The sequence below is a fragment of the Streptosporangium subroseum genome (genome assembly GCF_900188345.1).
Taxonomy (GTDB): Bacteria; Actinomycetota; Actinomycetes; order Streptosporangiales; family Streptosporangiaceae; genus Streptosporangium; species Streptosporangium subroseum.
In genome coordinates this window covers 17,393-38,930 of the sequence record NZ_FZOD01000002.1, presented here as the reverse complement: position 1 = coordinate 38,930, position 21,538 = coordinate 17,393, and the positions used below count along the sequence as shown (strand labels likewise).

Genomic DNA, 21,538 nt, shown 5'->3' with positions numbered 1-21,538 from the left:
GACCTTGACGCTTGCTGTCCGTAGGAGATCGTCTGTGTGAGCCCGCGTAGCTGTACAACACTGCTGTACGGGCACAAAAAAGGCCCTCCGGGAGATCTTAAGTTCTAGAGGTCGTCGCAACACCCCAGCTCAGGGGATGCGATGAACTTCGAGATCCGCAAGGACCGGAAACCGCAGGGGCCGAAGAGGTTGACCCATGAGCGGGAGGAATACTTCCGCCTTATGGATCAAGGCCTCAGCAGCCGCGAGGCATGCCGAATCGTCGGTATCAACCTGCGCACGGGCAGAAAGTGGCGCAACGGTCACCACTCGCCTGGCGGCGACAAGAAGGCGGTGCCTCCTGTTGGATCGGAGGCACCGCCTTCTGATGAGCCCTCTCACTACCTGCGCGAAGACGAGCGCATTCACATTGCCGACCGGGTGCGGGAGAAGGTGTCGATCCGACAGATCGCACGCGAGCTGGGTCGTGCGCCGTCCACGATCAGCCGGGAGGTGCCAACCTCACCGGCTTCGACGGCTTCACCGGGGACGAACTGCGCGGCGTGGAACGGGACAACGCGCTCAGACTGTTCCCCCGCTCTGCTTGACAGCCGGGCACAAAACTACGTGAACTACAGCACCGACATCGCGGTGACCGCGGATCGTCTGGCGTGCGGCCTTCGGGCCGACCTCACCTGCTCGCCGTACGCGTCGCCCCGCCGTGGACCGCATCGCCGGTTGATCCAGCCCCGGATGATGCTCTCACAGCCCGATCCCCGGACCCACCGTGGCCGGCGCGAACAGCGGATAGTCAACACCGGCCCAGGCTGCGTGGCAGTTCTCAACCGCTCACATAGAGTGATATCTGACGCCGACCAGCCCGTCAAGACGCATCGGAGGCCACAGTGAGCTCTGCCTCGGAACCCGGAACGACCCCGCAAGGCTTCGTTCTCGACAAGGACCAGGGCGACGCGTTCTGGTGGTTGGGGTCATTGGCCATCAACAAGCTGGACGGAGGATCGACGCACGGCGGGCTGAGCATTGTCGAATCCTTGGTGCCCGCCGGCTATGCGCCGCCGGTGCACATCCACAGCGGCAAGGACGAGACGTTCTACATCCTCGATGGTCGGTTCTCCTTTGTGTGCGGGTCGCAGTCGTGGCAGATCGGCCCGGGGTCGCTGGTGTTCCTGCCGCGCGACGTGCCCCACGGTTTCCGGGTGTCCGACGACGGACCGGGCCGACTGCTGCTCATCGGTAATCCAGCCGGGTTCGAGGATCTCATCCGCGAGCTGGGCGACCCCGCCCAGCAGCTGCAAGTCCCCGGCCCGGACGTCCCCATGCCGGACCCCGACCGTGTATCCGCGGTGTGGGCCACCCATGGGATCACCATCGTCGCCCCGGGGTCCACGCCCACGCCCACGCCCTAACCAACCGTCGACTCGAGCCACTTCACCATGCCGTCGCCGCAATAAGTTCACGCAGTGCGTTGGTGAAAGCGTTTGGTGAGGCCGGTGGCAGGTCCGTCAGCAGGCGTGAGCCGGCGTGGCTGACCACTGCGCGGCCGTCGGACGAGATGTCGAGTTGCAGAACCAGCGCCACCTCATACATGCCCTGCGCGAGTTCGAGACGTTCTACAACGAACACCGGGCTCGCCGGATCCTCCGGCAGGCCGCCCCACTCCGACCGCTCCCTGCCCCGGGCACCGACCAAGCCCAGATCACCCGACTTGACGTCTGCCGACATGACCGACTCGGCGGTGTCCTCAGGAATACCAACGTGCGGCTTGACCTGCACCGATGATTGTCGTAATGGTAATTGTCGCCATGGTCGACCGGGACACTCGCTCCGTCTGGAAGTCCTTGCTCCCGGCGAAGGACTCTTGATCAATTGGGAGGGTTCAGGACACGCGAGCGCTGCTGGATGCCCGGTGTGCCGTACGGATAGTCGGACACGATTGGCGAGCTAGCCTCGGTGAGCAGGTCTGTCTCCTTCTCGGACAGGTGCAACTCGGCTGCGCCGAGGTTGTCGTCGAGCTGTTCGAGCGTGCGTGCGCCAAGGATCACTGACGTGATCGCGGGCCGGCCCGCGACCCAGGCCAGCGCCACCTGTGACATGGACACGCCACGCACCTCGGCGACCTGCCGCACCGTGTCGATGACCTGCCAGGTGCGCTCCTGCGCGTTGCGCGGGGCATAGGCCTCCATGCCACGCTGCGGGTCCTCGCCGAGCCGAGTCGCGCCGGTCGGCGCATGGTCACGCGTGTACTTCCCAGTCAACCAGCCACCGGCCAGCGGCGACCACGGCAGGATCCCGATATTCTCGTTGCGGCACACATCCACCAGTTCGAACTCGATGTCACGCACCAGCAGGTTGTACTGGGGCTGCAGCGTCACGATCGGCGCGAGCCCACGGAACTGCGCCAGCAGCGCCGCCTTCTGCAACTGCCAGCCAAGGAAGTTGCTGACGCCCGCGTAGCGGATCTTGCCGGCGCGCACCGCGTCGTCGAAGAAGCCGAGCGTCTCCTCGATCGGGGTCAGGGGATCCCAGGCGTGCGCCTGGTAGAGGTCGACGGTCTCGACCCCAAGCCGCCGCAGACTCGCTTCCAACGCCCTGGACAGGTTGGTGCGGGTCAGGCCCGCATCATTGGGCCCACCCCCCATCGGAAAACGTCCCTTCGTCGCGATGACGAGCTGATCCCGTAGCCCCCGCCGGGCCGCCAACCAGCGACCAACGATCTCCTCGGACAATCCCCCGGAGTACACATTGGCGGTGTCGATGAAGTTCCCCCCGCGCTCAACGAACCGGTCGAGTTGAGCATGCGACACCTCCTCGCTGCTCTCCTTGCCGAACGTCATCGTGCCCAGGCACTGCGAGGACACCACCGTGCCGGTGCTGCCCAAGGTGCGGTACTCCATCGGTCTGCCTCCTTCGACGAGATCCATAGCGAAGTCTGCGCGACTCGGATTGAGCTGTCCAACAGAAGAAACTGATCCGTTCGATCGTCGAGAACGATGAATCCTGATGCCTGGTCCACTCGAATACGTCGTGGCCACAGCCGATGAGCAGCATTTCACTCTATGCCCGGCCGCCCCCGGGTCTGTCAATCAAACGGCTCTGTCTCTCTTTCGGTGGTGACGTAGCGTCAGCCCAAGAGGATGCGGTGGCGGAGCAGGACGAAACCGGCGCAGCCGTGCATCACCGCCGAGTTGCGTGATGTGGGACTGTGGGTCAATCACAAGCGCGTGACCCGGGTGATGCGCGTCCATCGCATCGTCGGGCTGCATCTGCGCAAGAAGGTCCGCACCACGGTGCCCGGGTCCTCTCACCAGAAGGTGGATGACCTGCTCAATCGGGATTTCACCGCGGACGCGCCGAACCAGCGGTATGTGGGTGACATCACGTACCTGCCCGCCTGCGACGGCCGGTTCCTGTATTTGGCGACCGTGCTCGACCTGCATTCACGCCGCCTGGCCGGCTGGTCGATCGCCGATCACCTGCGGATCGAACTGGTGACCGACGCGCTGCGGGCCGCCGTCGTCACGTGGGACGGGGACCTGACCGGGGCGATCTTTCACTCCGATCACGGGCCCGCGGCGAGGAGCTCCGCTCATCGGGTGACAGGTAGCCGAAATCGTCATGGTCTCCAGGGCATCGCCGACGACATGATCGGCGTTGTGCTCGTGCTTGGGCCGGCTTCCCCGGTCGATCCAGATCGTACGAAGACCGTCCTCCCGTCCGCCGCCGCTGATCCCTTGTCGCGATCGAGCGTCAATCGGGAAGCGGTAGTGGACCACCGTGGCCGGGCAGGCCCCGGTCGACCGGGATCGCCTCCTCGACCGCACCATTGACGGTGATGCCCTGGCCGCGGATCTGCTCAGCGAGGCGCTGGTAGTAGGCCGAGACCGCAGCGAGCGCCTCGTGCGCCGCGTTCAGCAGCGTGGCTCCCGCCTGCTCGACGACGTCGGCCTCGTGGATCTCGAACGCCCGAATTCCTTCCAGCACAGCATTTTTCAGGTCGCGTAGCAGTTGGACGTCGGCGTGCGCGTAGATGCGGCACAGCGCCGTGACCTGCCGGAAATCGTCCCCGGCGAGCAGCAGCTCCTTAACGGCGGATACGGAATTCCGGACCAGCCCGACATCCGACCGCGCGGACATGGCGGCGAGATCGATGTCGAAGGACCGGATGTCCAGGTGCGGATCGCAGAAGCCGACGGTGAGTTGCCACAAGGTGCGAAGTTCCTCGTGCACCAGCCCGTCCAGATAACTGACCATGAACCGCCGGTGGGCCTCGAGGACGTACTGCGCCTTGAAGGGCGTCAACTCCCGGGGATCTTCGCCCAAGGTGGTGACCGACGTGGTGAATCCGTAGTCGGCGGTCAACGCATTTTCCATGCCGACCAGCAGGTACACGAACCGTACCCAGGTCCGGAACAGTTCCTCCAGCGGCAGCGCGTGCAGACCGTCCTCGGTGAGCCCCACGCCCCACCGGGCGCCGAACTGCAGCCGGCGCAGATGGCCGATCTGGTACATCGCGAGTTGTGCGTCAATCTCGGCGTGCGTGTGGTGCAGCACTTTCCGATACGCCGCGGTCGCGTCGAGCCCGACGTAATTGCGGATGATGTGCGGCCCGCCGATATGCAGGTGCAGGAATTCACTGACGTCGAACACCGCGCCGCCGATCGCCATCCAGTAGCCCACGTCGGGGGTGGTGTGCTGCGCCAGATCCGACACCTCGAAGCGGGGACCCTGCTGCGCGTGGCCCATATATGTGGTGAAGACGTCCTCGCCCAGACGTCCGTCGGCCACCAGTTGGCGGAGGAATTCGCGGCCGTCGCCGGGGACGATGTCGGTCAACGCCTTGAGTACGGAGACGGCGAACCGTGCGCTGCCGCACACGTAGACGAATGCGCTGCGGCCGCCCTCATCGGTGGACCGCAGCAACTCCCAGAGTGCGTCCGCCTCGGCGCGGATCACGTCGTCCACCCGGCGCCGCTGTCCGGCTTGGACGACGTGGCGCAAGCCGTCGAATTCGATCGCGGCATCGGCGCGGGAGAACGCGACGGAGAGTTTCAGCCGGCCCGCGGCCGCCGCCGCGTCCAAGTCTGTGCGCTCAACGAATTCCTCCGGCGTCCGGATCCCCAGATAGAGCCGATTCTCGCCCGACCCGGTGCGCGCGGCGACGAACCCCAGGAACGGGGCGATCCCGGAACCGGCCGCGAACATGAGGACGGGCCGGGCAGGATCGGCCGGCAGCCGGAACCGGGGCGCGGAGGTGATCTGCAGCGACAGCCGGTGCCGACCCTCGACGCTCGCCCGGCGCAGGAAATGCGATGCCGTGCCTTGCCGTTCCCGTGGGTACGACCACGGCGTCCGGGCGGAGGTGTAGTCGAGGCCAGCGACCACCAACCGCAGCGTGGTGGCCGGTTGGCCGGGCGGCGGCGCCGAGGCGATCGAATACAACCGGAACGGCTCGGGCGGAATCACCGCGCAGAACGCATCGTCCTCCCGTGGATCGGCCTTCCACAACCGGGTGACGTCATATCCGCCCGCGTACAACAGGTTCAGGACGTCCCATAGCTCCCACTGGTCCTCCATACGGGAGTCCACCACTCGTTGCCATGCGCCCACGGCTGTCAGTTTCACCAGCTGTTTCGCCACCTCCCGTCCGATCGGCCGGAGCCGGGCGAAGCGCAGCAATGTCCGCAGCGGCAGCACGTCGACCTCGCCGTAGCCTGCCCGGTAGGCCACCGTCGCTCGCCACTTCGGGGTGAGAGGCACCAGCTCGTCGCCGGTCGCCTGCAGGGCGGCGACGGTACGGCGCACCAGCTCTTCGTCGTTCTCGGCCAGCACGCCGACCCGGTCACCGGGCAAGTGGTGCACACCCTGCCCGGTGACGTCGATCTCCAAGTAGCAGGTCCAGGCGCCGGACTCTCCGGTGACGACACGGCCTCGGCGGGCGGTCCCGAACACCACCGGCGGACCCACCGGTGGGCGGCGCTCCTCGCGGACGACGGCCAGCTCGCCGTCCACCTTGTCCCAGGTCCGATCCTTGAACAGTCCGGTGAACCGGGCACCGGTCGTCACCTGCCGGCCAACCTTGAACGCCACCTCCAGGAAGCCGTACGCCTTGATGCGGTGCAGGCCCATCCAGCCGCGGTCGCCTACATAGGCGTCGAGCATGGCGTTGTAAATGCCGCGCAAGGTGCTGTTGCGGGTGTCCTCGACGTACTGGCGTACCGACACCTCGCGCAGCGCGGCCACCAACTCCTGCCAGTGCCGCGGGAAAAATCCGGCGAGATAGACGCTCTGTTGCCCGACCACCGAACCGTAGTCCCGGCGCTCGAGAAACGCGTCCAGCGCGTGGATCTGCGGTTGCGCGGTGCCGCTCGGGCTGGGTGCGCCGTCGAAGATCGGGACGCCCGCGGTGCCGACCGTCTTGGCCCACAGCACCTGGTCGAGCGGATGCCGGGCGCGGGGGTTGGGATCGATCTGCGGATAAATGGTCTGGGTGACGTGCTGCAGCCGGTCGAGGATCATCAGTAGCGCGCTCTCCAAGGCGGCCGGATCGTCCGCGACAACGGCCTCCTGAGCATCCAGCATGGCGCCCAGCACGGGCGTGAGCCCCATCGCGAATTCGGTGGTGACCAGGTAGAACACCCGCTCCGCAGCGTTGTTCCAGGTCGGCACGAGCAGGTCCATGTTGTCCAGCGCCCGCGGCCCGCCGGGATCGCGCAGCCGCCAGTTGTAGAAGAACAGATCGATGTAGGAGACGGCCGGGAGCTTCTTGCCCAGTCGGCGCGAGACCGTGGTCCACGGTCGCAGCAGCGACTCGGGCAGAGCGGTCGGCGGATCGATCGCCATGTACTGATAGGCGTGGGCGAAAACGCCGAGCAAAGTCGAGGCGCGCAAAAGGTATCGGTCGGGCAACGCCGCAGGCCGGGCGTCGAGCACCGGCATTGCGTCGAAGGCCCGGCGCAGCGACAGCCGACGGAACAGGTCGGGGAGCCGGCCGGTCATCTCGTCCCAGGCCTGGTGCGATTCCGGGAAGGCCAGCAGCGGCGGCTCGGCCGGCAGAAATCCGTGCGCAAGCGACAGGAATCCATCGAGTTCGTGCCCGACCCGCCGGTTGTGCGCCTCGGCGGCCTCCACCACGCGTCGTGCGGCGACACGCGACGGCCCAACCGGCCGCAGCATGGTCAGCTGGTTCAGATCGACTAACGCCGTAACCTCCGGGTCGAGGAACGTCCACGTCAGCTCGTATCGGCCGATGCGCACTCGATCCCCGGGGACGAGCACCTGGCGCGTCACCCGCGCGTCGTTCACGTAGGTTCCGTTGGAACTGCCGAGATCGGTGAGCACCAGATGGTTGTCGACGAACTCCAGCCGCGCGTGGCGCCGGGAGACGGCGCCGTCGTCCAGCACAACCGCCGCCGCACCGCTGTCCCTGCCGAGAGTGGCCGGCAGCACGCACACCCGCTCGCTGGTCTCTCGGGTGTGCCGATCAGCGAGGATCAACCGGAGTTCAAGAATGGTAGATCACCGCGCGACACAGATCGGCCCGGGACAGCGTGCCCACGAGGGTCCCATCGTCGACCACGGGAAGCCTTCGGATCCCGCGTTCGATCATCACGATCGCCGCCCGGGCGAGTTCGTCGACCGGTCGGACCGTCGCCGTGTCGCGCGTGACGAGGGGGTCGATGACACGGTCGGCGAGGTCGCGGCCCCGCTCCAGGAAAATCCGGAACGCGTCGGCGAGCGTACCGCCGCCGGCGGTCACATCGTCGAAGCCGGGCAGCATGGCCCGCACCAGGTCCTCCTCGGACAGTGACCCGACGAACCGGCCGTCGTGGTCCAGAACCATCAGCTGGCCGACCTCCGACACGCTGACCATCTCAGCCGCCCGCCGGATGGTCGCGCCGAGCCGTATGTAGGCCGGAAATGCCGTCATGACGTCGCTGACCAGCATGCCACCTCCCAGGTCCGCCCAACGGTCGCCCTGCGCAATCGGTTATCTGGTCACTCATCAGACGCAATTAGCCGCGAGTATAGATCCATCACTAATGGGTGTACATCCACCCGGACGCGGTCGGCATATACGTCAGATCAGCCGCCCAACACGTGCTCTAAGTGCGCCTAACAGAATGGGCTCTGCTGTGCTTTGTGGAGTTGCCCCGGTTCGGTAGACACATCAGGGCTTTCGACTACGCGGCAGCATAGTCGTCTTCGTGAATGGGCTTGAGAGCTTGGCGTCGCTCGTATTCGATGGGGCTGAGCTGTCCGTTGGCAGAATGACGGCGGCGCGGGTTGTAGAACCTCTCGATGTAGGCGAAGACCGCGCGCTCGGCCTCTGACCTGGTGCGGAAGGTCCGCCGGTCGATCAGCTCGCATTCCAGCGAGGCGAAGAAGCTCTCAGTGATGGCATTGTCGAAGCAGGTGCCGGTGCGGCCGGTCGAGGGGCGCACGCCGGCCTGCTCACAGCGTCGGCCAAAGGCGATCGAGGTATATTGACCGCCTTTGTCGCTGTGATGGATCACCCCGGCCTCAGGGCGGCGCTGATGAATTGCCATCGCCAACGCGTCGGTGACCAGTTCGGTGCGCATGTGCTCGGCCATCGCCCAGCCGACGATCCGCCGCAAGAACACGTCGAGCACCACCGCGAGGTAGAGGAAGCCCTGCCAGGTCGGCACGTAGGTGATGTCGGCGGTCCAGATCCGGTTCGGCTCGGCCGCGGTGAACTTCCGTTGCACCAGGTCACTTACGGCGACCGCTCGCCGGTCGGCGATCGTGGTGCGGCAGTCCTTACGGCGACTCACCCCGGCCAGCCTGGCCGCGCGCATCAGCCGGGCCACTCGTTTGCGCCCGATGCCGATGCCGTCGATCTCGCGCAGGTCAGCGTGGATCCGTGGCGCCCTATAGATCTCATCGAAGGCCGCATGATGCGTGCGGATTTTCTCGGTCAGCACCTGGTCCTGGCGGGTACGCGTCGACGGACCGCGCTTGGTCCAGGCGTAGTAGCCCTGGCGCGACACACCGAGCACCCGGGCCAGTAGGGAGACACCATGGTGGTCTTTTTCCGCATGGATCAGCCGGAACCTCATCTCGGCAGATCCGTCTCCCGCGCGAAGAAAGCCGCGGCCTTACGCAAGATGTCCTTCTCCTCGCGGAGAATCTTGTTCTCGCGACGTAGCCTGGCCAGCTCATCCCTCTCGGCACTGGTCAGGCCATCGTCACGGCGGCCTTGGTCGAGGTCGGCCTGGCGCACCCAGAGGCGGATCGACTGGGCGGAGGGCTGAAACTCCTTGGCGAGTTCCTCCGGCGACCGTCCCGCGCGCACCAGCTCGACCATCTGCCGGCGAAACTCCGGCGGATAGTTGTTCGGCACAGTGAACTCCTTCTTCCGGGAACCAGGGTTCCCCAGAAATCAGGTGTCCACCAAACCGGGTCAACTCCAACCTCATCGCCGGGACCACCACCCGCACCGGCTGACCATCCACGCCGGACGCGGCTCGGGCGAATACCCGAGGCACAAAGATCACCTGTAAGGACATGCGGGAACTGGAGCGAACCCGCCTCCGCCGCCACGACTGGCAGCCGGAATGGAACTCCACCGTCACACTTACAGCCGTGTGACCCTGAGCGTGTTATTCATTTACAGCCCCTTGGCGCTGAGGACGCTGGGTGGGGGTATGTCGCCCTCATGGGTGATCTTGAGCCTAGGGAGGAGGCCAGCTATGTACGCAACGGTACGGCGATACGAGGGGGTAACCGATCCCGCCGAGGCGGGACGCCGAGTGAGTGAGGGGTTCGTGCCGCTCATTCGCCAGGTCCCCGGGTTCGTGGCTTACTACTGGGTCGACGCAGGGGGTGGGGTAATGGTTTCCACTGGCGTCTTTGAAGATCAAGCTGGGGCCGAAGAATCCACCAAAAGGGCTGCGGACTTCGTGCGGGAGAATCTTATCTCCCTGCTTCCGAACCCTCCTCAGGTCACGGCCGGCGAGGTTGTGGCGTCCGGGTAGTGGCTATCTGTCACCCGATAGCACCGGTGGGGTACGGCTTTCCGGCCGAGGGCTGCTCCCGACGGCCTACGGCTGCACACGGGCGCAAGCCGTACCGGGAAGAACACCCAGGTCACACGGCAAACCACAAGGTCAATCAGGTGCCCCCGGCATGATTCGAACATGCGACACCCGCATTAGGAGAGCGCGGCCGGAACCGTTCCGCCAACTGATCTGACCTGGGCAAACAACCTGTACCAGTGCCGCCCCCGCTTGATCATCCCGTGCGTGTCCCGCAATCGCGCCATCGCCGCCAAAGCCAGCTTCAGGGCCGCGATGGTCGAGGCAACCTGGGTCACCGCCCGCACCCGGTCCAGCATCGGCACCCGGCTGCGCCGCCTGGGCCGCGGCTTCGGTAAACAGCACGCTAAGAAGGACGCCGTCGCCGACAGCCTGCTTTGTCATCGCTTAGGCGGTCATGGCTAGCAATATCGACTATCGAGAAGACGGCAACGACTTCCACGCCGCCGCAGCGCCCGCCACACCCAGCACCTGGCCGCCCGTCATCAAAAGACCCTGGAACGCCATTACCAATTCTCCTCGCAATTAGGGATCGGGCGTGCGGCGTGGCTTAGGGCTGGCTGAAGGCTTTCGCTTGCTTGATGGACGGGCCCACCCTCTGCGCCAAGATGATCACTGCGTCATCCACTCCGGCGGTTCAGTTGAGGTCGCCTTGCGCCACGTCTCCGCGACCTCCGAAGGGTTCTGCTGATAAAGGTTGCGGAGGAGCATTATTGCCACGCGGACGATATCGGGGAAATCCCGCTCTACAGCGATCTGGAGGCCTTCCACAATTAATGCAAGGCCCTCCTCAAGTTGTTCTGATTCACTTAGCAACTGGCCATTGACAACGCAGCTGGTGGCCAAGTCCACCGAGTGGACCTCAGGGTTGGCACGAGCAAGCGTGCGCCTGACGTCCTTCGAACGCCGCCTGCCGGTGACCGGGCTCGCGCTCGACGTGCGGCGGGAGTCTGTCTCCCCTTGCGACAAGCGGCGTAACCGGTTGCCGCGGTGCCCATCACCGTGGCCGCGGCCGTCGACGGCCCACGCCGGTGTCAGGATGAACCGTCGATTCGACATACTCGAATGCCCGGTTAGGAATCCGTCGATCAGCCAGGAAAGTCCACGAATCGAAACCCTTGACAAAGGGTCTCGCATTTATCAAGGCTGTGATCAGTACCAAATCGAAGAGGATTCGAGTTATTCGAATGGTGACGACAGAAATACCGGCGACAAGAAAGTCGTCGAGTACGACCAAGACGTTCGAACTGCTGGAGACGGTGGCGTCCGCCGGCACAGCGGGTGCGAGCCCGTACGATCTGGCAGCCGCGTCCCATGTCGCGGTCAGCACGGCCCACCGCTACGCCGCATCCCTGCTTGAGCTCGGCGTCCTGGAGAAGGACGGCGGCGGCCGGTACCGGCTCGTCGACATCACGATGACCAAGAAGGACACGATCGACCATCCCGACCGGCCCAGCCGATTCGCGTACGGGGCCACGCAGATCGAAGCCGAGGTCCCTTACACGGTGTTCGAGGACAGCCCGTCCGTGGACATGTCCGTGGCGCTGCACAACCCGACGGACACGGCGAAGAGCTACGAGTACTGGACCTGTACCACGCTTGCACCGGGCGAGGAGTCGACCTGGGGTTCGCCGACGATGGACATCGTCACGAACGTCGACACCTTCCGGTGCGACTCGGCCTACCGCTGGATGGCCGACGTCGAGCAGCCGGCTCACCCGCAGACGCCGACCGACCGCTATCTCGTGCTCGACAAGATCAAGAAGATGAGCGAGTGGCGTGGCGACGGCATCGCCTACGGTCAGGATCTGGCCACCACCCCGCAGAACAACTTCTGGGGCGTGGTGAACCACGAGAACCGTGAAAGCGCCGTCCGCGTCGGGGACAAAACCATCACGCCCGGCATGAAGTTCTGGGAGTGGGGACAGAACGGCTCCTTCGACACAACCATATTCCGGCGCGGGTCGTCCGAACGGCCATACATCGAGCTCTGGGCGGGTACGTCCGACAGGTTCTTCTCCCCGGCGGTCCTCCAGCCGCACCAGACGGGCTCGTGGACGGAGTCCTTGGCGCCGGCGCTTGGGCTCGCCGACGTCACCAACGCCACCGCCGACGGCGCCGCGCACGTCGGGTTCGCCCACGACGACGAAGGTGTGTCGGTCACGGCCAGCGTGTTCACAACCCTCATCGGCCAGGACGTGACGGCCGCCCTGGTCGACGACTCGACCGGAAGCACGCTGACGAGTGCGACTCACGGGTGACGCGTACGTCTCGCACGAACTCTCGGCACCTGTCGAGTCCGGTGCGACCGCGACGCTCGTGCTCACCGATGGTGGCGGGAAGGAGTTACCGCGCGCGAGCGTGACCGACGAGTGAACCGAACCAGCGCACATCGGCACCCGTGACGGGGGCCGCGCCTCACGCGCGGCCCCGAGGCCCGGAGCGGCACGAACGGACGCCTTGCTCAACGAAGAAGGAAGCGCAATGAGAGCAAAAACTCGCAATCGCAGACGTCGCTCGGCCGTGGCGGCCCTGAGCGTGGTCACCCTGGGGGCATCTCTGCTCCTCGCCGCGACGCCGACCGCCGCGACGTCGGCCGCCGCGGACGGGCCCAGCGCCTCGATCATCTTGGGCGAGGTCAACGAGGAGAACGGTCTCCGCCAGATCGAGCAGGGTGACGGCACGACCGCACCCGTGACGGTTGGCGGGCTGAGCGCACGCAAGACCGTGCAGACCTCGGCACCGGCGCAGCACATGTATTTCCAGGTCGACGACGCGGTCGCCTTCGATGGCGCGTTCGTCGCGTGCCTGCAGGTCGAGTACTTCGACGAGGGCGGGGCCACATTCCGCGTCCAGTACGACTCGACCAGCAGCGCGTACGGCTCGACGGGTTCGGTGAACCGCACCGGGTCGAACACGTGGAAGACGGCGGGCTTCGAGCTGATGGACGCCCGGTTCGCCAACCGCGAGAACGGCGGCGCCGACTTCCGCGTCGAGGCGGGCTCGGCCGGGGTGACCTTCCACAGCGTGAAGTTGGCGATCATCCAGGACGACGACGGCGTGACGCCGCCGTGCGCGGCCGCCGATCCCGAGCCGGAACCCGTCCCCATCCGCTGGAAGCTCAAGTACGACGAGCCGTTCGAGAAGAAGATCCGTACTGAGGCCAGCCCGTGGGTGCTCGACGACTACAGCGAGCCGGTCGACGACTTCAACGACGACAACGGCGACCTCTACCGCCTTCAGCTCGGTCCCGAGTTCGACGCGTCGATGGCGACCATGCGGACCTACCGGCAGGAGACCGAGTTCGGCAAGGACGGCTGGCTCACGGCGTCCCTCTCCGCGCGAGAGAGCGGCGGGCGGGTCGACGACAGCTATACCGACACTGCCGAACGTCCGTCGATCAAGACGGAGAAGCTGGAGACCGTAGGCGCCGTCGCCAAGATCGCCGTGCCTCAATACACAGGTGGCGCGATCATCCGCAACACCGAGCCGCTGCCGAAGTACTACCGCATCGAGTACGAGCTCAAGACGCTCGACTTCGGTGGCCTGCGTAACGGCTCGCTGTTCTACGACGGCAAGTACAACGGGTACACCCTCGGGGAGTGCAAGACGTTCTACCCCTGGGTCGGCGACCCGAACGACATCGACCCGGCCGACCCCTGCGCCACACACTCCGTGCGGGAGGACAGCAACGAGGCGTACAACGCGTTCCACTACATGTCGATCCTGGACTTCCCGGCGATGCCCCGGAACCTGGCGATGTACCACTGGCACCGCAAGGTGCTCATGGACCAGTTCAGCCCGGCCCCGTCCCGGAACACGAACGGCTACGACGTCTGCAACTCGCTGACCGGTGAGAAGTACCCCTGGGACCAGAGCAACCGCACCACGGTGAACATGCTCTACTTCACGGGTTCGCTCGGCCAGTCGCAGACGTTCGTGACGAGCTGCGACCGCCGGCCGGTCTCCGGCGTGCAGAAGTCGGCCGTGGAACTGCAGCCCGAGCTGATGCCCCACAAGGACTACGCCTTCGCCATCGAGCGCACCCCGGCGGGTTACACGATGGAGGTCAGCGGCGTCTTCAAGAACGTCGGCAAGCAGACCTACCGGTTCACCCGGGGCTTCATCGACGACGACGCCGGCGTGATCGGGGCGAACGTCCCGATCTTCCACTACAACGTGGACGCCGAGGAGTACAACGGCCAGTTCAACACGTCGCACACCGCGCAGGGCGCATTCGGCTCCAAGACGTGGGACAACCAGTGGCCGGCCGGCTCGGCCTACCCCGACTACTTCGTCATCGGTGAGCCGTACACGAACGTCGGTGAGGGCCAGGCCCGCATCGACAACATCCGGCTGTACGTGCCGAAGAAGTAGGCACGGGAAGGTCGCGGTCGAACTGACGCAGCCGCGCCCCTGGGACCTCAGACTGCACCCAGGGGCGCGGCCTGCGCTCCGAATTCACGCGATCCTTCATTTCGAGTCTTCGATTAGAGCGACTGTTGGACGCGCTGCGGGCCATGCCCGGAACCGGGACGGGGGCGATCCGTCAAGCGTGGCTGGATATTGGAGGGGTGGCCTTCCGGCCAGGGCATCAACGAGCTTGCCCAGCGTCTGGAAAGCCTCACCTAGACCGGTAAGGGTGTCCTACTTCGATTGATGCTTGACACTGCGGTCTCGGTTGATTGTTGACATGATTAACCCGGACTCGTGCCGGATGTGCGACTTGCGGCAATTGAGGACGCTCTGGCGTCGGTAGCCAGCACAACTCAGGGGGCCGTATCGCCGAGATCAACCAACCCGACGATCGCGAAGCGAGAGACTACGATGGACGCCGTGAGCGAAGCCGACTCGTACGATGAGACGATCGCAGCGTGGCAAGCCGCCGGGGAAAGCGGTGACGCGCTGGCAGCCGCTCGGTGTCTGGCGGACGACGTAGAGGTGATTTCACCGCTGACCGCACAGTTCCGCTTCCGCGGCCGAGATCAAGTCGTTGAGATGCTGGGCGCCGCATTCGACGTCATCAGCGGCATCCGCTTTCATACGGCGGTCGGCACCGGTTACACCCGTGCGTTGTTCTACCACGCCCATGCTGGTCGGGAGGAAATCGAGGAAGCCCAGCTTCTACGGCTTGACCCAGCCGGCCTGATCCACGAACTGACCCTGTTCGGTCGCCCAATGCCCGGCCTTGCTGCGGTTATGGCCGACATCGGCCCTCGGCTACTTCAGCGGCAGGGCCGCCCGGGGCTCGCCCGAGTCGTCAACCTGGCGACCAGGCCGCTGGCGGTCATCACCCGTCTCGGCGAGCGACGGCTCGTTCCGCTTGCCGATCCAGATCGCGTCAAGCCAAGATGGCCCAGGAGCCAATGACCTGGTGACGTCGCTGTCCACTGCTGCGTTGCCGCGCCGGACTGCCTGGGTGCAGGCCCCACAGGATATGCCTCGATACCGGTGCCGCACTTGGCGCGAGCGCACCCATAGCGGCAAATGAGTGCGCCGTTGCCTCGGGTGTGTTGCGGGCCGCGATGTTGTGATCGGACTATTTCGCGCGAGCATACGCCTGCCCGCCACTCTAGGAAGGCCCGCTAAAGCGGGGTCAGGCGCGTTTGAGGAGCGCAGCGAGGATGGCGTAGGTCGGGCCCAGCGTTCGCACCGCTTCCGCGGCCCGCTCGGCCGAGCCGGCCACAAGCTCGTACTGGAGACTGCCGACAAGGCGGGCCTGCTCGCCGGCGACATCGGCGGCCTCGTGCAGGCCGAGACCGGCGAGCGCCGTCGCAGCGTCGGCGAGGCGTCGCGCCCCGACCCGGATCGCGAAGTGCACCATGTGGTCGTGGACTCCCGGATCCAGCCCGGCGAGGATCATCTCGGCGAGGCGGTCGCTGGCGTCCTGGCCGCCGATGGTTCCCGGCGGCACTTCGACGTCATCGCGCTGCGATAGCCATGCCGCCGCCTGCGGGAGACAAGCACGCAACGCCGCTTCTTCGGACACCTCTCTGACCCGCTGGAAGTCGCTGCGAATCGTGTACCGCGTGGACTTGTAGCCGATCGTGTCCGCACGCCACGCGGCGAGGAACGCCGGCACCGGCAACGTCGCATACGGGAAGCCGTGCGGGTCGTGGTACCTGACCCGATCGTCATCGACGTCCAGCACGAGCAGAAAGTGATCCGCCTCGATCGGCTGGCCGAAACCGGGATGGTTGAGCAGCAGCCCCATCTCGACCGGACCGACAAGCACCGGACCCGCCTTGACCGCGTCACGCAGCTTCGCGATCGCTTCCTCGTCGTCCTCGGCGCCCTCCCGACGGCAGGTCCAGCCGAGCAGGTCGATCGCGGTGTCCAGGCCCTGATCGGGATCCCAGCCGTACGGATCGAACAGCGGAAGGTGACCGGCGAGCATCTCTAAGCCGAACGGCGAACCGGTGAGCACCTCGATCACCGAAGGCGAGGGGGCATGGTCGCCGAGCATCATGGCCAGTGAATTGCTGTAGCAGTACGGTCCGGAACCGATGTAGGGCTGCACTTTGTTCAGCCTTTCTGCGAAACGACGGGATAGGCGACGTCGAAGACGGCGCCACCCGTGCCGGGATGAATCTCCACCGGACTGGCGGTGCAGAGGAGTTTGTTCGCGTCGATCCACGCCTCAAGGGCGTCATAGACCCGAAGAACATGCGGAAACACCGAATAGGCCTTCGGCACCGGAAGGTAAGCCTCCAGATGCGCGGGAACGAGACGGATCCGAAGATCGTCGACCGGCTCGACGGAGCCGGCGAAGGCGATGCCGACCTCGACCGGCCCGTCGCTGTTGCGGGTGACCAGGCCGTGGAAGTGCACCTGCACCGGCCCGTCACCGGGCAGTCCGGCATCGTTTAGCCAGGTACGGATCCGGGCCTGCGACTCGGCGGTGAAGTCGTTGAGCGCATCGACGTGAAGACGCTGCTCGCGGTAGAGGAACTTGTGCTCGATGACCTGTCTTGTGCGGACCTTGCCGAAAGCGGGTTCGTCGCCGTCGCTCAGGGTCTCCACGAGTTCGCGACGGTGCCGCAGGTCCGCCTCCTGCGCGTCCAGCCACGCCCGAAGTTCGGCCTGCCTGGACTCGGCCGGCAGGTCGAGCAGCACCGCGATCCGGGCCAGCGGCAGGTCCAAGCTCCGCAGCCGCGCGATGAGGCGGGCCCGGGACACTTGGTCCCGCCGGTAGTAGCGGTACCCGGTAACCGGATCGGTGCTCGCCGGGACGAATAGTCGTTGCTCGGCGTAAAGCCGTAGAGCTTTCGGCGACAGACGGCTGGCCGCGCCGAACTCGCCGGCGAGCATGAGGTCCTCGTTGTCCACCCGCCCAGCTTGTGCCATGCCCCAGGGGCGAGGTCAAACCCGCCGCGCTAGCGTGACCTCCGGCCGGAACCCAGCCGATGCGCGCTCATCGGCATGAGCGAACGTAGCGTCTCCCTCTTGGGCCCGCGGTCACGGACGATGAGGAATCGATGCGCGATCCCTAAGCCGGCCATCAAGCATCAGGTGGGATTAGACGCTCTGTGGCACCTGTCCCGGGGGCTGATCTTTCCCACGTCTTCTCGAAACCCCAGCCTTCTGATCCTTAGGCAAGGGCAAATGCCTCGTCAGCAGGATCTCGCCCTGCTCAGACGGTGGTTGCGAGTCGGTGGCATGTGATCGTTTAAGGCGGTGTTGCTGTACGGGCCGTTGTACAGCGCTTCCGCTACCGCCTGCCCACCAACGCTCCGATTTCGGATTGGCACCGGCGTTAGCAAGATCACTGGAACCCTGCAAGCAAAGGAGCGGCAGCCGCTGCAGCGTGGTCGTCGCACATCAGTCGCATGGTTTGACGAACGAGTTTTGGGACCGCGATTCGTGTGAATTCTGGTACCAGTTCGCGATCTTCGGGATCGGTTCGGTGAACGAGTTTTGGTACCAGTCCTCAAGGCCCTCCGCTCCCGTCTGTTGCTGAAGTTCTTCGAGCAGGAGGGCCGGTTCCCGCGGCATTCAGGTGAGGTCCCGAAGGCCGCCGTCGTCCGTGATCTTGAGCTTTCGTATGGCGGGAGCCAGCACGTAGGGTAGGTGGGCCGCCGCGGTGCCGAGGCAGGCGATCCACAGGAGCTGGTGAACGGTGATGGCCTCGCCCAGCAGCCCGCCGACGAGACCGCCGAGCGGCAGCGAACCCCACATGAGGAAGCGGAGGCTGGCGTTCATCCTGCCGCGCAGGGCTTCTGGGCAGATTGCCTGGCGGTAACTGCCCTGAGCGATGTCGTTCATGACCGCGACCAGGAAGATGAGCGCCATGCCGATCGGGTACAGGGCGAGCCGCCAGCCGGGTCCCGTGAAGGCGACGAGCACGAAGAGCGGCAGCATGAGGACGGCTGTGCCGAACATCGTGGGGCCGTGACCGAAGCGGGCGATCACGCGTGACGCGAGGAGCGCGCCGAGCAGGCCGCCCGCCCCCGCGCCCGAGATCATCAGGCCGTAGACCGCCGCGCTCACGCCCAGCTCGTTGATCAGGTACAACGGCTGGACGATGCCCCAGATGCCGTTGATGAACATGTTCATGGCGCCGACGAGGCCGACCAGGCGCAGGATGGGGTGGCCGAGCACGTAGCGCAGGCCCTCCATCAGGCTCACACGCCCCCCGGAGGGGGTCTCCTTGGCCTTGACGGTCGCCAACAGGGTGGCGGAGATCATGTAGCTGATCGCGTCGACCACGATGGCGATCGGCGCCGTGAGCACCTGCACGAGCCAGCCGCCGAGCCCGGGGCCGAAGAGCACGGAGAGGCTGCGCACGGACTCCAGGATTCCCATGCTCTTGGGCAGTTGCTCCTTGGTCACGATGGAGGGCAGGAAGCTCATGTGGGCGACGTCGAAGAAGGCCGTGCCGATGCTGACGATCACGGCGACCGCGTAGAGCTGCGCCAGCGTGAGCGCGTCGAACAGCGCGGCGATCGGGATGGAGGCCAGGGACACCGCGCGCAGCACGTCGGCCGTCACCAGGATGGGCTTCCTGCGCAACCGGTCCACCCACACGCCGGCGGGCAGCCCGAAGAGGAGGAAACCGATCATCTGGGCCGCGCCGAGCAGGCCGATCTCTAACGGGCCCGCGCCGAGCACCAGCAGCGCGACCAGCGGGAGGGCCACACGCGTGACCTGGGTGCCGGACTGGCTGAACCCGTCGGCGGTGACGTAACGACGGAAAACGGGGGGCATTTGATCTACCCTAGGGGTGTGTTGGCGCTCTACCGCTCGGAAACGATCAGGATCCGCAATCACCGCCCTGGCCTCCCGCGTACTCTTCGATGAACCGCTCACCAGGGCCATGATCGCGGGCATCGGGCTCATCATCGGCGGCGTCCTGCTCATCGAACTCGGTGCCGCCCACTGACCCGGCCGCCCCGCACCGCAGACCTATTTGGGGCTGGGGTCAGCTTCGGGAGCGGAGGGCCCTCAAGGGCGCCAAGTCTCTCGCCAGTCAAGGTGTGTAGCTCATGGGGCAAGGCGAGGGCACCGAGGATGTGCCAGATATTGATCGCGTGGGCGGGCCAGTCGTCTGCCCAGCGGTCAGGCGTGTGGAGTGTCTGTTCGCACTCGTCGATGATCCGGCGTCGGACGGCTATGCCGATCGCAGTGTGGCTGTGAGCGATAGTCGGCGGAGCCGACGCCAGGCAGCTCGCAACCTGAGCCCACCGGCGCAGCATGACAGAATCGTGACCCATGATCGACGATTTCGCGAAAGACAACCTGCACGAGAGACTGCGACGGGACCGCAAGGCGCTGCTCTGGAAACTCGACGGCTTGTCCGAATACGACGCCCGCCGACCTTTGACAGCGACCGGGACCAACCTCCTCGGCCTGGTCAAACACATGGCCACCGTCGAGGCCAGGTACTTCGGCGAGGTCTTCGACCGCCCTTCCCCGGAACCCCTGCCCCGGTGGCAGGACTCCGACAGCAGCCACTGGGCGACCGAGGATGAGACCCGCGAACAGATCATCGGGTTCTACCGGCGCACGTGGGAACACTCGGACGCGACGATCAACGAGCTTCCCCTCGACGCCCCCGGCCACGTGCCGTGGTGGCCGGAGTCAACGCCGGCCTGGCACACGAACCTGTTCGCCATCATGGTCCATGTCCTCGGCGAGTCCACCCGGCATGCCGGGCACGCCGATATCCTGCGCGAGGGCCTCGACGGCCGGACCGGGTTGCGCCCCGAATACGAGGAGCAGATCGACGAGGAAGCCCGTGCAGCCTACTGCGCGAAGATCGAACTGGCGGCCAGGGCGGCCGCATCAATCAAGGCTTAACCACATTGGGCAGTGGTACCCAAACTCGCTGAACCGTCACCGCTCGGCTACACGCTGGTACCAAGACTCGCACGGCACCGGTGCCAAAACTCACGCGCAGAACCAAGTCGCAAGACGGTGCAGCGCGCAACGATGTGACCATCGCGGCGGAGCCGGTGGTTCATCTTGCCTGTTGTCCCTTTGATAGGGGAGGGAGCCGATTTCCCGTGGCGGCAAGACCGCGCATTGAGGCGTCATGCACCTCCATGATCTTTGGACGGGCTTCGATCATTCCCGCGGAGATAGATTCCTCTCACCGATCGCGCGTTGTACAGATCATCGGTATATAAAGATGACATGAAGGCAATGCAGGAGCCAACTTTCCTCATCCTCACCGCGCTGGCGGCGAAGCCCCAGCACGGTTACGGCATCATCACCGACGTCCAACAGATCTCCGGCGGCCAAGTGCGCCTGCGTGCAGGGACTCTCTACGCTGCGCTCGACCGGCTGCAGTCCGAGGACCTCATCGCGACAGACCGTGAGGAGATCGTGGACGGGCGAATCCGCCGCTACTACCGGCTGACGGGCGAGGGCGCGATCCGTCTGAACGCCGAGGCCGAGCGCCTCCGACTGCACGCCGATGCCGCGTCGGCGCGACTGCGACTCCTGGGGGGCACGGCATGAGCGAACTGGAGCGCCGTTACCGCCGCCTGATCGCCTGGTATCCCCAAGCCTTCCGGGCGGTGCACGAGGAAGAGATGCTCGGCGTTCTTCTCGCGACAGCCGATAGTGGCCGAAGCCGACCCAATCCGCGCGACGCTATCGACCTGATCCGCGGCGCCGTGCGCATCCGCCTGCGCCACGTTTTCGGCCCGTACGTGCCGTTGGCCTTGCGCTGACGAACATGCCCGCCATCCCGCCCCGGACGGGTTGACTTCACTCACCTGCAACGAGACCCAGCGCCTGTTCACGAAACACTTTTCGTCCAGCCCACACGCGATGCCGTCCTCTGGGCTCCGCTGGTCCACCCGGCGACGCCGCCATCAAGCCAGAGCCCAGACCGCTGGCGGAGATACGCGAGCGCGGCTATAGAGGATCAAGCGCATGGACAGGCCCGGAGTGCTGTACGTGGTCGCATGCGCCGCTCCGGCCGCGGCCGACCTCACCCGCCTGGTGGTGCTCGCTGACTCCCCTCGACCTTCCAA

17 protein-coding genes and 2 pseudogenes are annotated in these 21,538 nt (G+C 65.7%); 10 read left to right on the top strand and 9 right to left on the bottom strand.

Annotated elements, in window-relative coordinates; all coding sequences use genetic code 11:
* Positions 1 to 141: 141 nt before the first annotated feature.
* Positions 142 to 495, top strand: a pseudogene (locus tag CHC08_RS52860) (helix-turn-helix domain-containing protein); the annotation flags it as partial.
* Between the two features lie 389 nt (positions 496 to 884).
* Complete coding sequence (locus CHC08_RS02180; RefSeq protein WP_089205440.1) at positions 885 to 1,406, top strand: cupin domain-containing protein; 522 nt, start codon at positions 885 to 887, stop codon at positions 1,404 to 1,406.
* 22 nt (positions 1,407 to 1,428) lie between these two features.
* On the opposite strand, the gene CHC08_RS02175 is transcribed toward CHC08_RS02180, so the two are convergent.
* Positions 1,429 to 1,773 (bottom strand): hypothetical protein, encoded by a 345-nt coding sequence (locus CHC08_RS02175; protein ID WP_089205439.1) that lies wholly within the window; start codon positions 1,771 to 1,773, stop codon positions 1,429 to 1,431.
* An 89-nt stretch (positions 1,774 to 1,862) separates the two neighbouring features.
* Positions 1,863 to 2,894, bottom strand: a complete 1,032-nt coding sequence (locus CHC08_RS02170; protein ID WP_089205438.1) for an aldo/keto reductase — start codon at positions 2,892 to 2,894, stop codon at positions 1,863 to 1,865.
* Positions 2,895 to 3,167: 273 nt separating this feature from the next.
* Here CHC08_RS02170 and CHC08_RS52855 point away from each other — a divergent pair.
* Positions 3,168 to 3,590: pseudogene (locus tag CHC08_RS52855) on the top strand (DDE-type integrase/transposase/recombinase); the annotation flags it as partial.
* A 157-nt stretch (positions 3,591 to 3,747) separates the two neighbouring features.
* Here the strand turns inward: CHC08_RS52855 and CHC08_RS02160 are convergent.
* From CHC08_RS02160 to CHC08_RS02150, 3 genes are all read right to left on the bottom strand, one after another.
* Entirely contained in the window at positions 3,748 to 7,494 is a 3,747-nt protein-coding gene (locus tag CHC08_RS02160) for an FHA domain-containing protein (RefSeq protein ID WP_089205437.1), read from the bottom strand.
* A 7-nt stretch (positions 7,495 to 7,501) separates the two neighbouring features.
* Positions 7,502 to 7,945 carry a CBS domain-containing protein gene (locus tag CHC08_RS02155; RefSeq protein ID WP_089205436.1) on the bottom strand — a complete coding sequence of 148 codons (444 nt, stop codon included), beginning with the start codon at positions 7,943 to 7,945 and terminating at the stop codon, positions 7,502 to 7,504.
* A 235-nt stretch (positions 7,946 to 8,180) separates the two neighbouring features.
* Positions 8,181 to 9,325, bottom strand: a protein-coding gene (locus CHC08_RS02150) for an IS3 family transposase (protein WP_089205715.1) whose coding sequence is annotated in 2 segments (ribosomal slippage) — positions 8,181 to 9,112 and positions 9,112 to 9,325 — 1,146 coding nt in all. Because the reading frame shifts where the segments join, the coding sequence is not laid out codon by codon here.
* Between the two features lie 937 nt (positions 9,326 to 10,262).
* Between CHC08_RS02150 and CHC08_RS02135 the strand changes: the two genes are divergently transcribed.
* Positions 10,263 to 10,460: a hypothetical protein gene (locus CHC08_RS02135; RefSeq protein ID WP_089205435.1), complete on the top strand. Its 198-nt coding sequence runs from the start codon at positions 10,263 to 10,265 to the stop codon at positions 10,458 to 10,460.
* Between the two features lie 207 nt (positions 10,461 to 10,667).
* Here CHC08_RS02135 and CHC08_RS47975 read toward each other — a convergent pair whose 3' ends face one another.
* Complete coding sequence (locus tag CHC08_RS47975) at positions 10,668 to 10,907, bottom strand: hypothetical protein (protein ID WP_143653078.1); 240 nt, start codon at positions 10,905 to 10,907, stop codon at positions 10,668 to 10,670.
* Positions 10,908 to 11,242: 335 nt separating this feature from the next.
* On the opposite strand from CHC08_RS47975, the gene CHC08_RS02130 reads away from it, so the two are divergent.
* The 3 genes from CHC08_RS02130 (at position 11,243) to CHC08_RS02120 (ending at position 15,425) form a co-directional block, all read left to right on the top strand.
* Positions 11,243 to 12,316 (top strand): helix-turn-helix domain-containing protein, encoded by a 1,074-nt coding sequence (locus CHC08_RS02130; RefSeq protein WP_089205434.1) that lies wholly within the window; start codon positions 11,243 to 11,245, stop codon positions 12,314 to 12,316.
* A 223-nt stretch (positions 12,317 to 12,539) separates the two neighbouring features.
* On the top strand, positions 12,540 to 14,432 hold the full coding sequence (locus tag CHC08_RS02125; RefSeq protein ID WP_143653076.1) for a hypothetical protein: 1,893 nt from the start codon (positions 12,540 to 12,542) through the stop codon (positions 14,430 to 14,432).
* Positions 14,433 to 14,891: 459 nt separating this feature from the next.
* On the top strand, positions 14,892 to 15,425 hold the full coding sequence (locus tag CHC08_RS02120) for a nuclear transport factor 2-like protein (RefSeq protein ID WP_179281845.1): 534 nt from the start codon (positions 14,892 to 14,894) through the stop codon (positions 15,423 to 15,425).
* 226 nt (positions 15,426 to 15,651) lie between these two features.
* Here the strand turns inward: CHC08_RS02120 and CHC08_RS02115 are convergent, their stop codons facing one another.
* The 3 genes from CHC08_RS02115 to CHC08_RS02105 form a co-directional block, all read right to left on the bottom strand.
* Positions 15,652 to 16,524 carry a hypothetical protein gene (locus CHC08_RS02115; RefSeq protein ID WP_218825090.1) on the bottom strand — a complete coding sequence of 291 codons (873 nt, stop codon included), beginning with the start codon at positions 16,522 to 16,524 and terminating at the stop codon, positions 15,652 to 15,654.
* Positions 16,525 to 16,580: 56 nt separating this feature from the next.
* Positions 16,581 to 17,366 carry a MerR family transcriptional regulator gene (locus tag CHC08_RS02110; protein ID WP_218825089.1) on the bottom strand — a complete coding sequence of 262 codons (786 nt, stop codon included), beginning with the start codon at positions 17,364 to 17,366 and terminating at the stop codon, positions 16,581 to 16,583.
* Positions 17,367 to 18,050: 684 nt separating this feature from the next.
* A complete protein-coding gene (locus CHC08_RS02105; protein ID WP_179281844.1) occupies positions 18,051 to 19,262 on the bottom strand; it encodes an MFS transporter in 1,212 nt (403 codons plus the stop codon).
* Positions 19,263 to 19,766: 504 nt separating this feature from the next.
* On the opposite strand from CHC08_RS02105, the gene CHC08_RS02095 reads away from it, so the two are divergent.
* From CHC08_RS02095 to CHC08_RS02085, 3 genes are all read left to right on the top strand, one after another.
* On the top strand, positions 19,767 to 20,354 hold the full coding sequence (locus tag CHC08_RS02095) for a DinB family protein (protein ID WP_089205428.1): 588 nt from the start codon (positions 19,767 to 19,769) through the stop codon (positions 20,352 to 20,354).
* Between the two features lie 336 nt (positions 20,355 to 20,690).
* Positions 20,691 to 21,017: a PadR family transcriptional regulator gene (locus CHC08_RS02090; RefSeq protein WP_245878075.1), complete on the top strand. Its 327-nt coding sequence runs from the start codon at positions 20,691 to 20,693 to the stop codon at positions 21,015 to 21,017.
* Complete coding sequence (locus CHC08_RS02085) at positions 21,014 to 21,232, top strand: hypothetical protein (protein ID WP_089205426.1); 219 nt, start codon at positions 21,014 to 21,016, stop codon at positions 21,230 to 21,232. Before CHC08_RS02090 ends, CHC08_RS02085 begins: the two co-directional genes overlap by 4 nt.
* Positions 21,233 to 21,538 lie beyond the last annotated feature (306 nt).

Coding starts and splice junctions, on each gene's coding strand:
- CHC08_RS02170 (WP_089205438.1), bottom strand. CDS start 2,894: ATGGAGTACCGCACCTTGGGCAGCACCGGCACGGTGGTGTCCTCGCAG.
- CHC08_RS02155 (WP_089205436.1), bottom strand. CDS start 7,945: ATGCTGGTCAGCGACGTCATGACGGCATTTCCGGCCTACATACGGCTC.
- CHC08_RS02130 (WP_089205434.1), top strand. CDS start 11,243: ATGGTGACGACAGAAATACCGGCGACAAGAAAGTCGTCGAGTACGACC.
- CHC08_RS02125 (WP_143653076.1), top strand. CDS start 12,540: ATGAGAGCAAAAACTCGCAATCGCAGACGTCGCTCGGCCGTGGCGGCC.
- CHC08_RS02115 (WP_218825090.1), bottom strand. CDS start 16,524: ATGATGCTCGGCGACCATGCCCCCTCGCCTTCGGTGATCGAGGTGCTC.
- CHC08_RS02110 (WP_218825089.1), bottom strand. CDS start 17,366: ATGCTCGCCGGCGAGTTCGGCGCGGCCAGCCGTCTGTCGCCGAAAGCT.
- CHC08_RS02105 (WP_179281844.1), bottom strand. CDS start 19,262: ATGCCCCCCGTTTTCCGTCGTTACGTCACCGCCGACGGGTTCAGCCAG.
- CHC08_RS02095 (WP_089205428.1), top strand. CDS start 19,767: ATGATCGACGATTTCGCGAAAGACAACCTGCACGAGAGACTGCGACGG.
- CHC08_RS02090 (WP_245878075.1), top strand. CDS start 20,691: ATGAAGGCAATGCAGGAGCCAACTTTCCTCATCCTCACCGCGCTGGCG.
- CHC08_RS02085 (WP_089205426.1), top strand. CDS start 21,014: ATGAGCGAACTGGAGCGCCGTTACCGCCGCCTGATCGCCTGGTATCCC.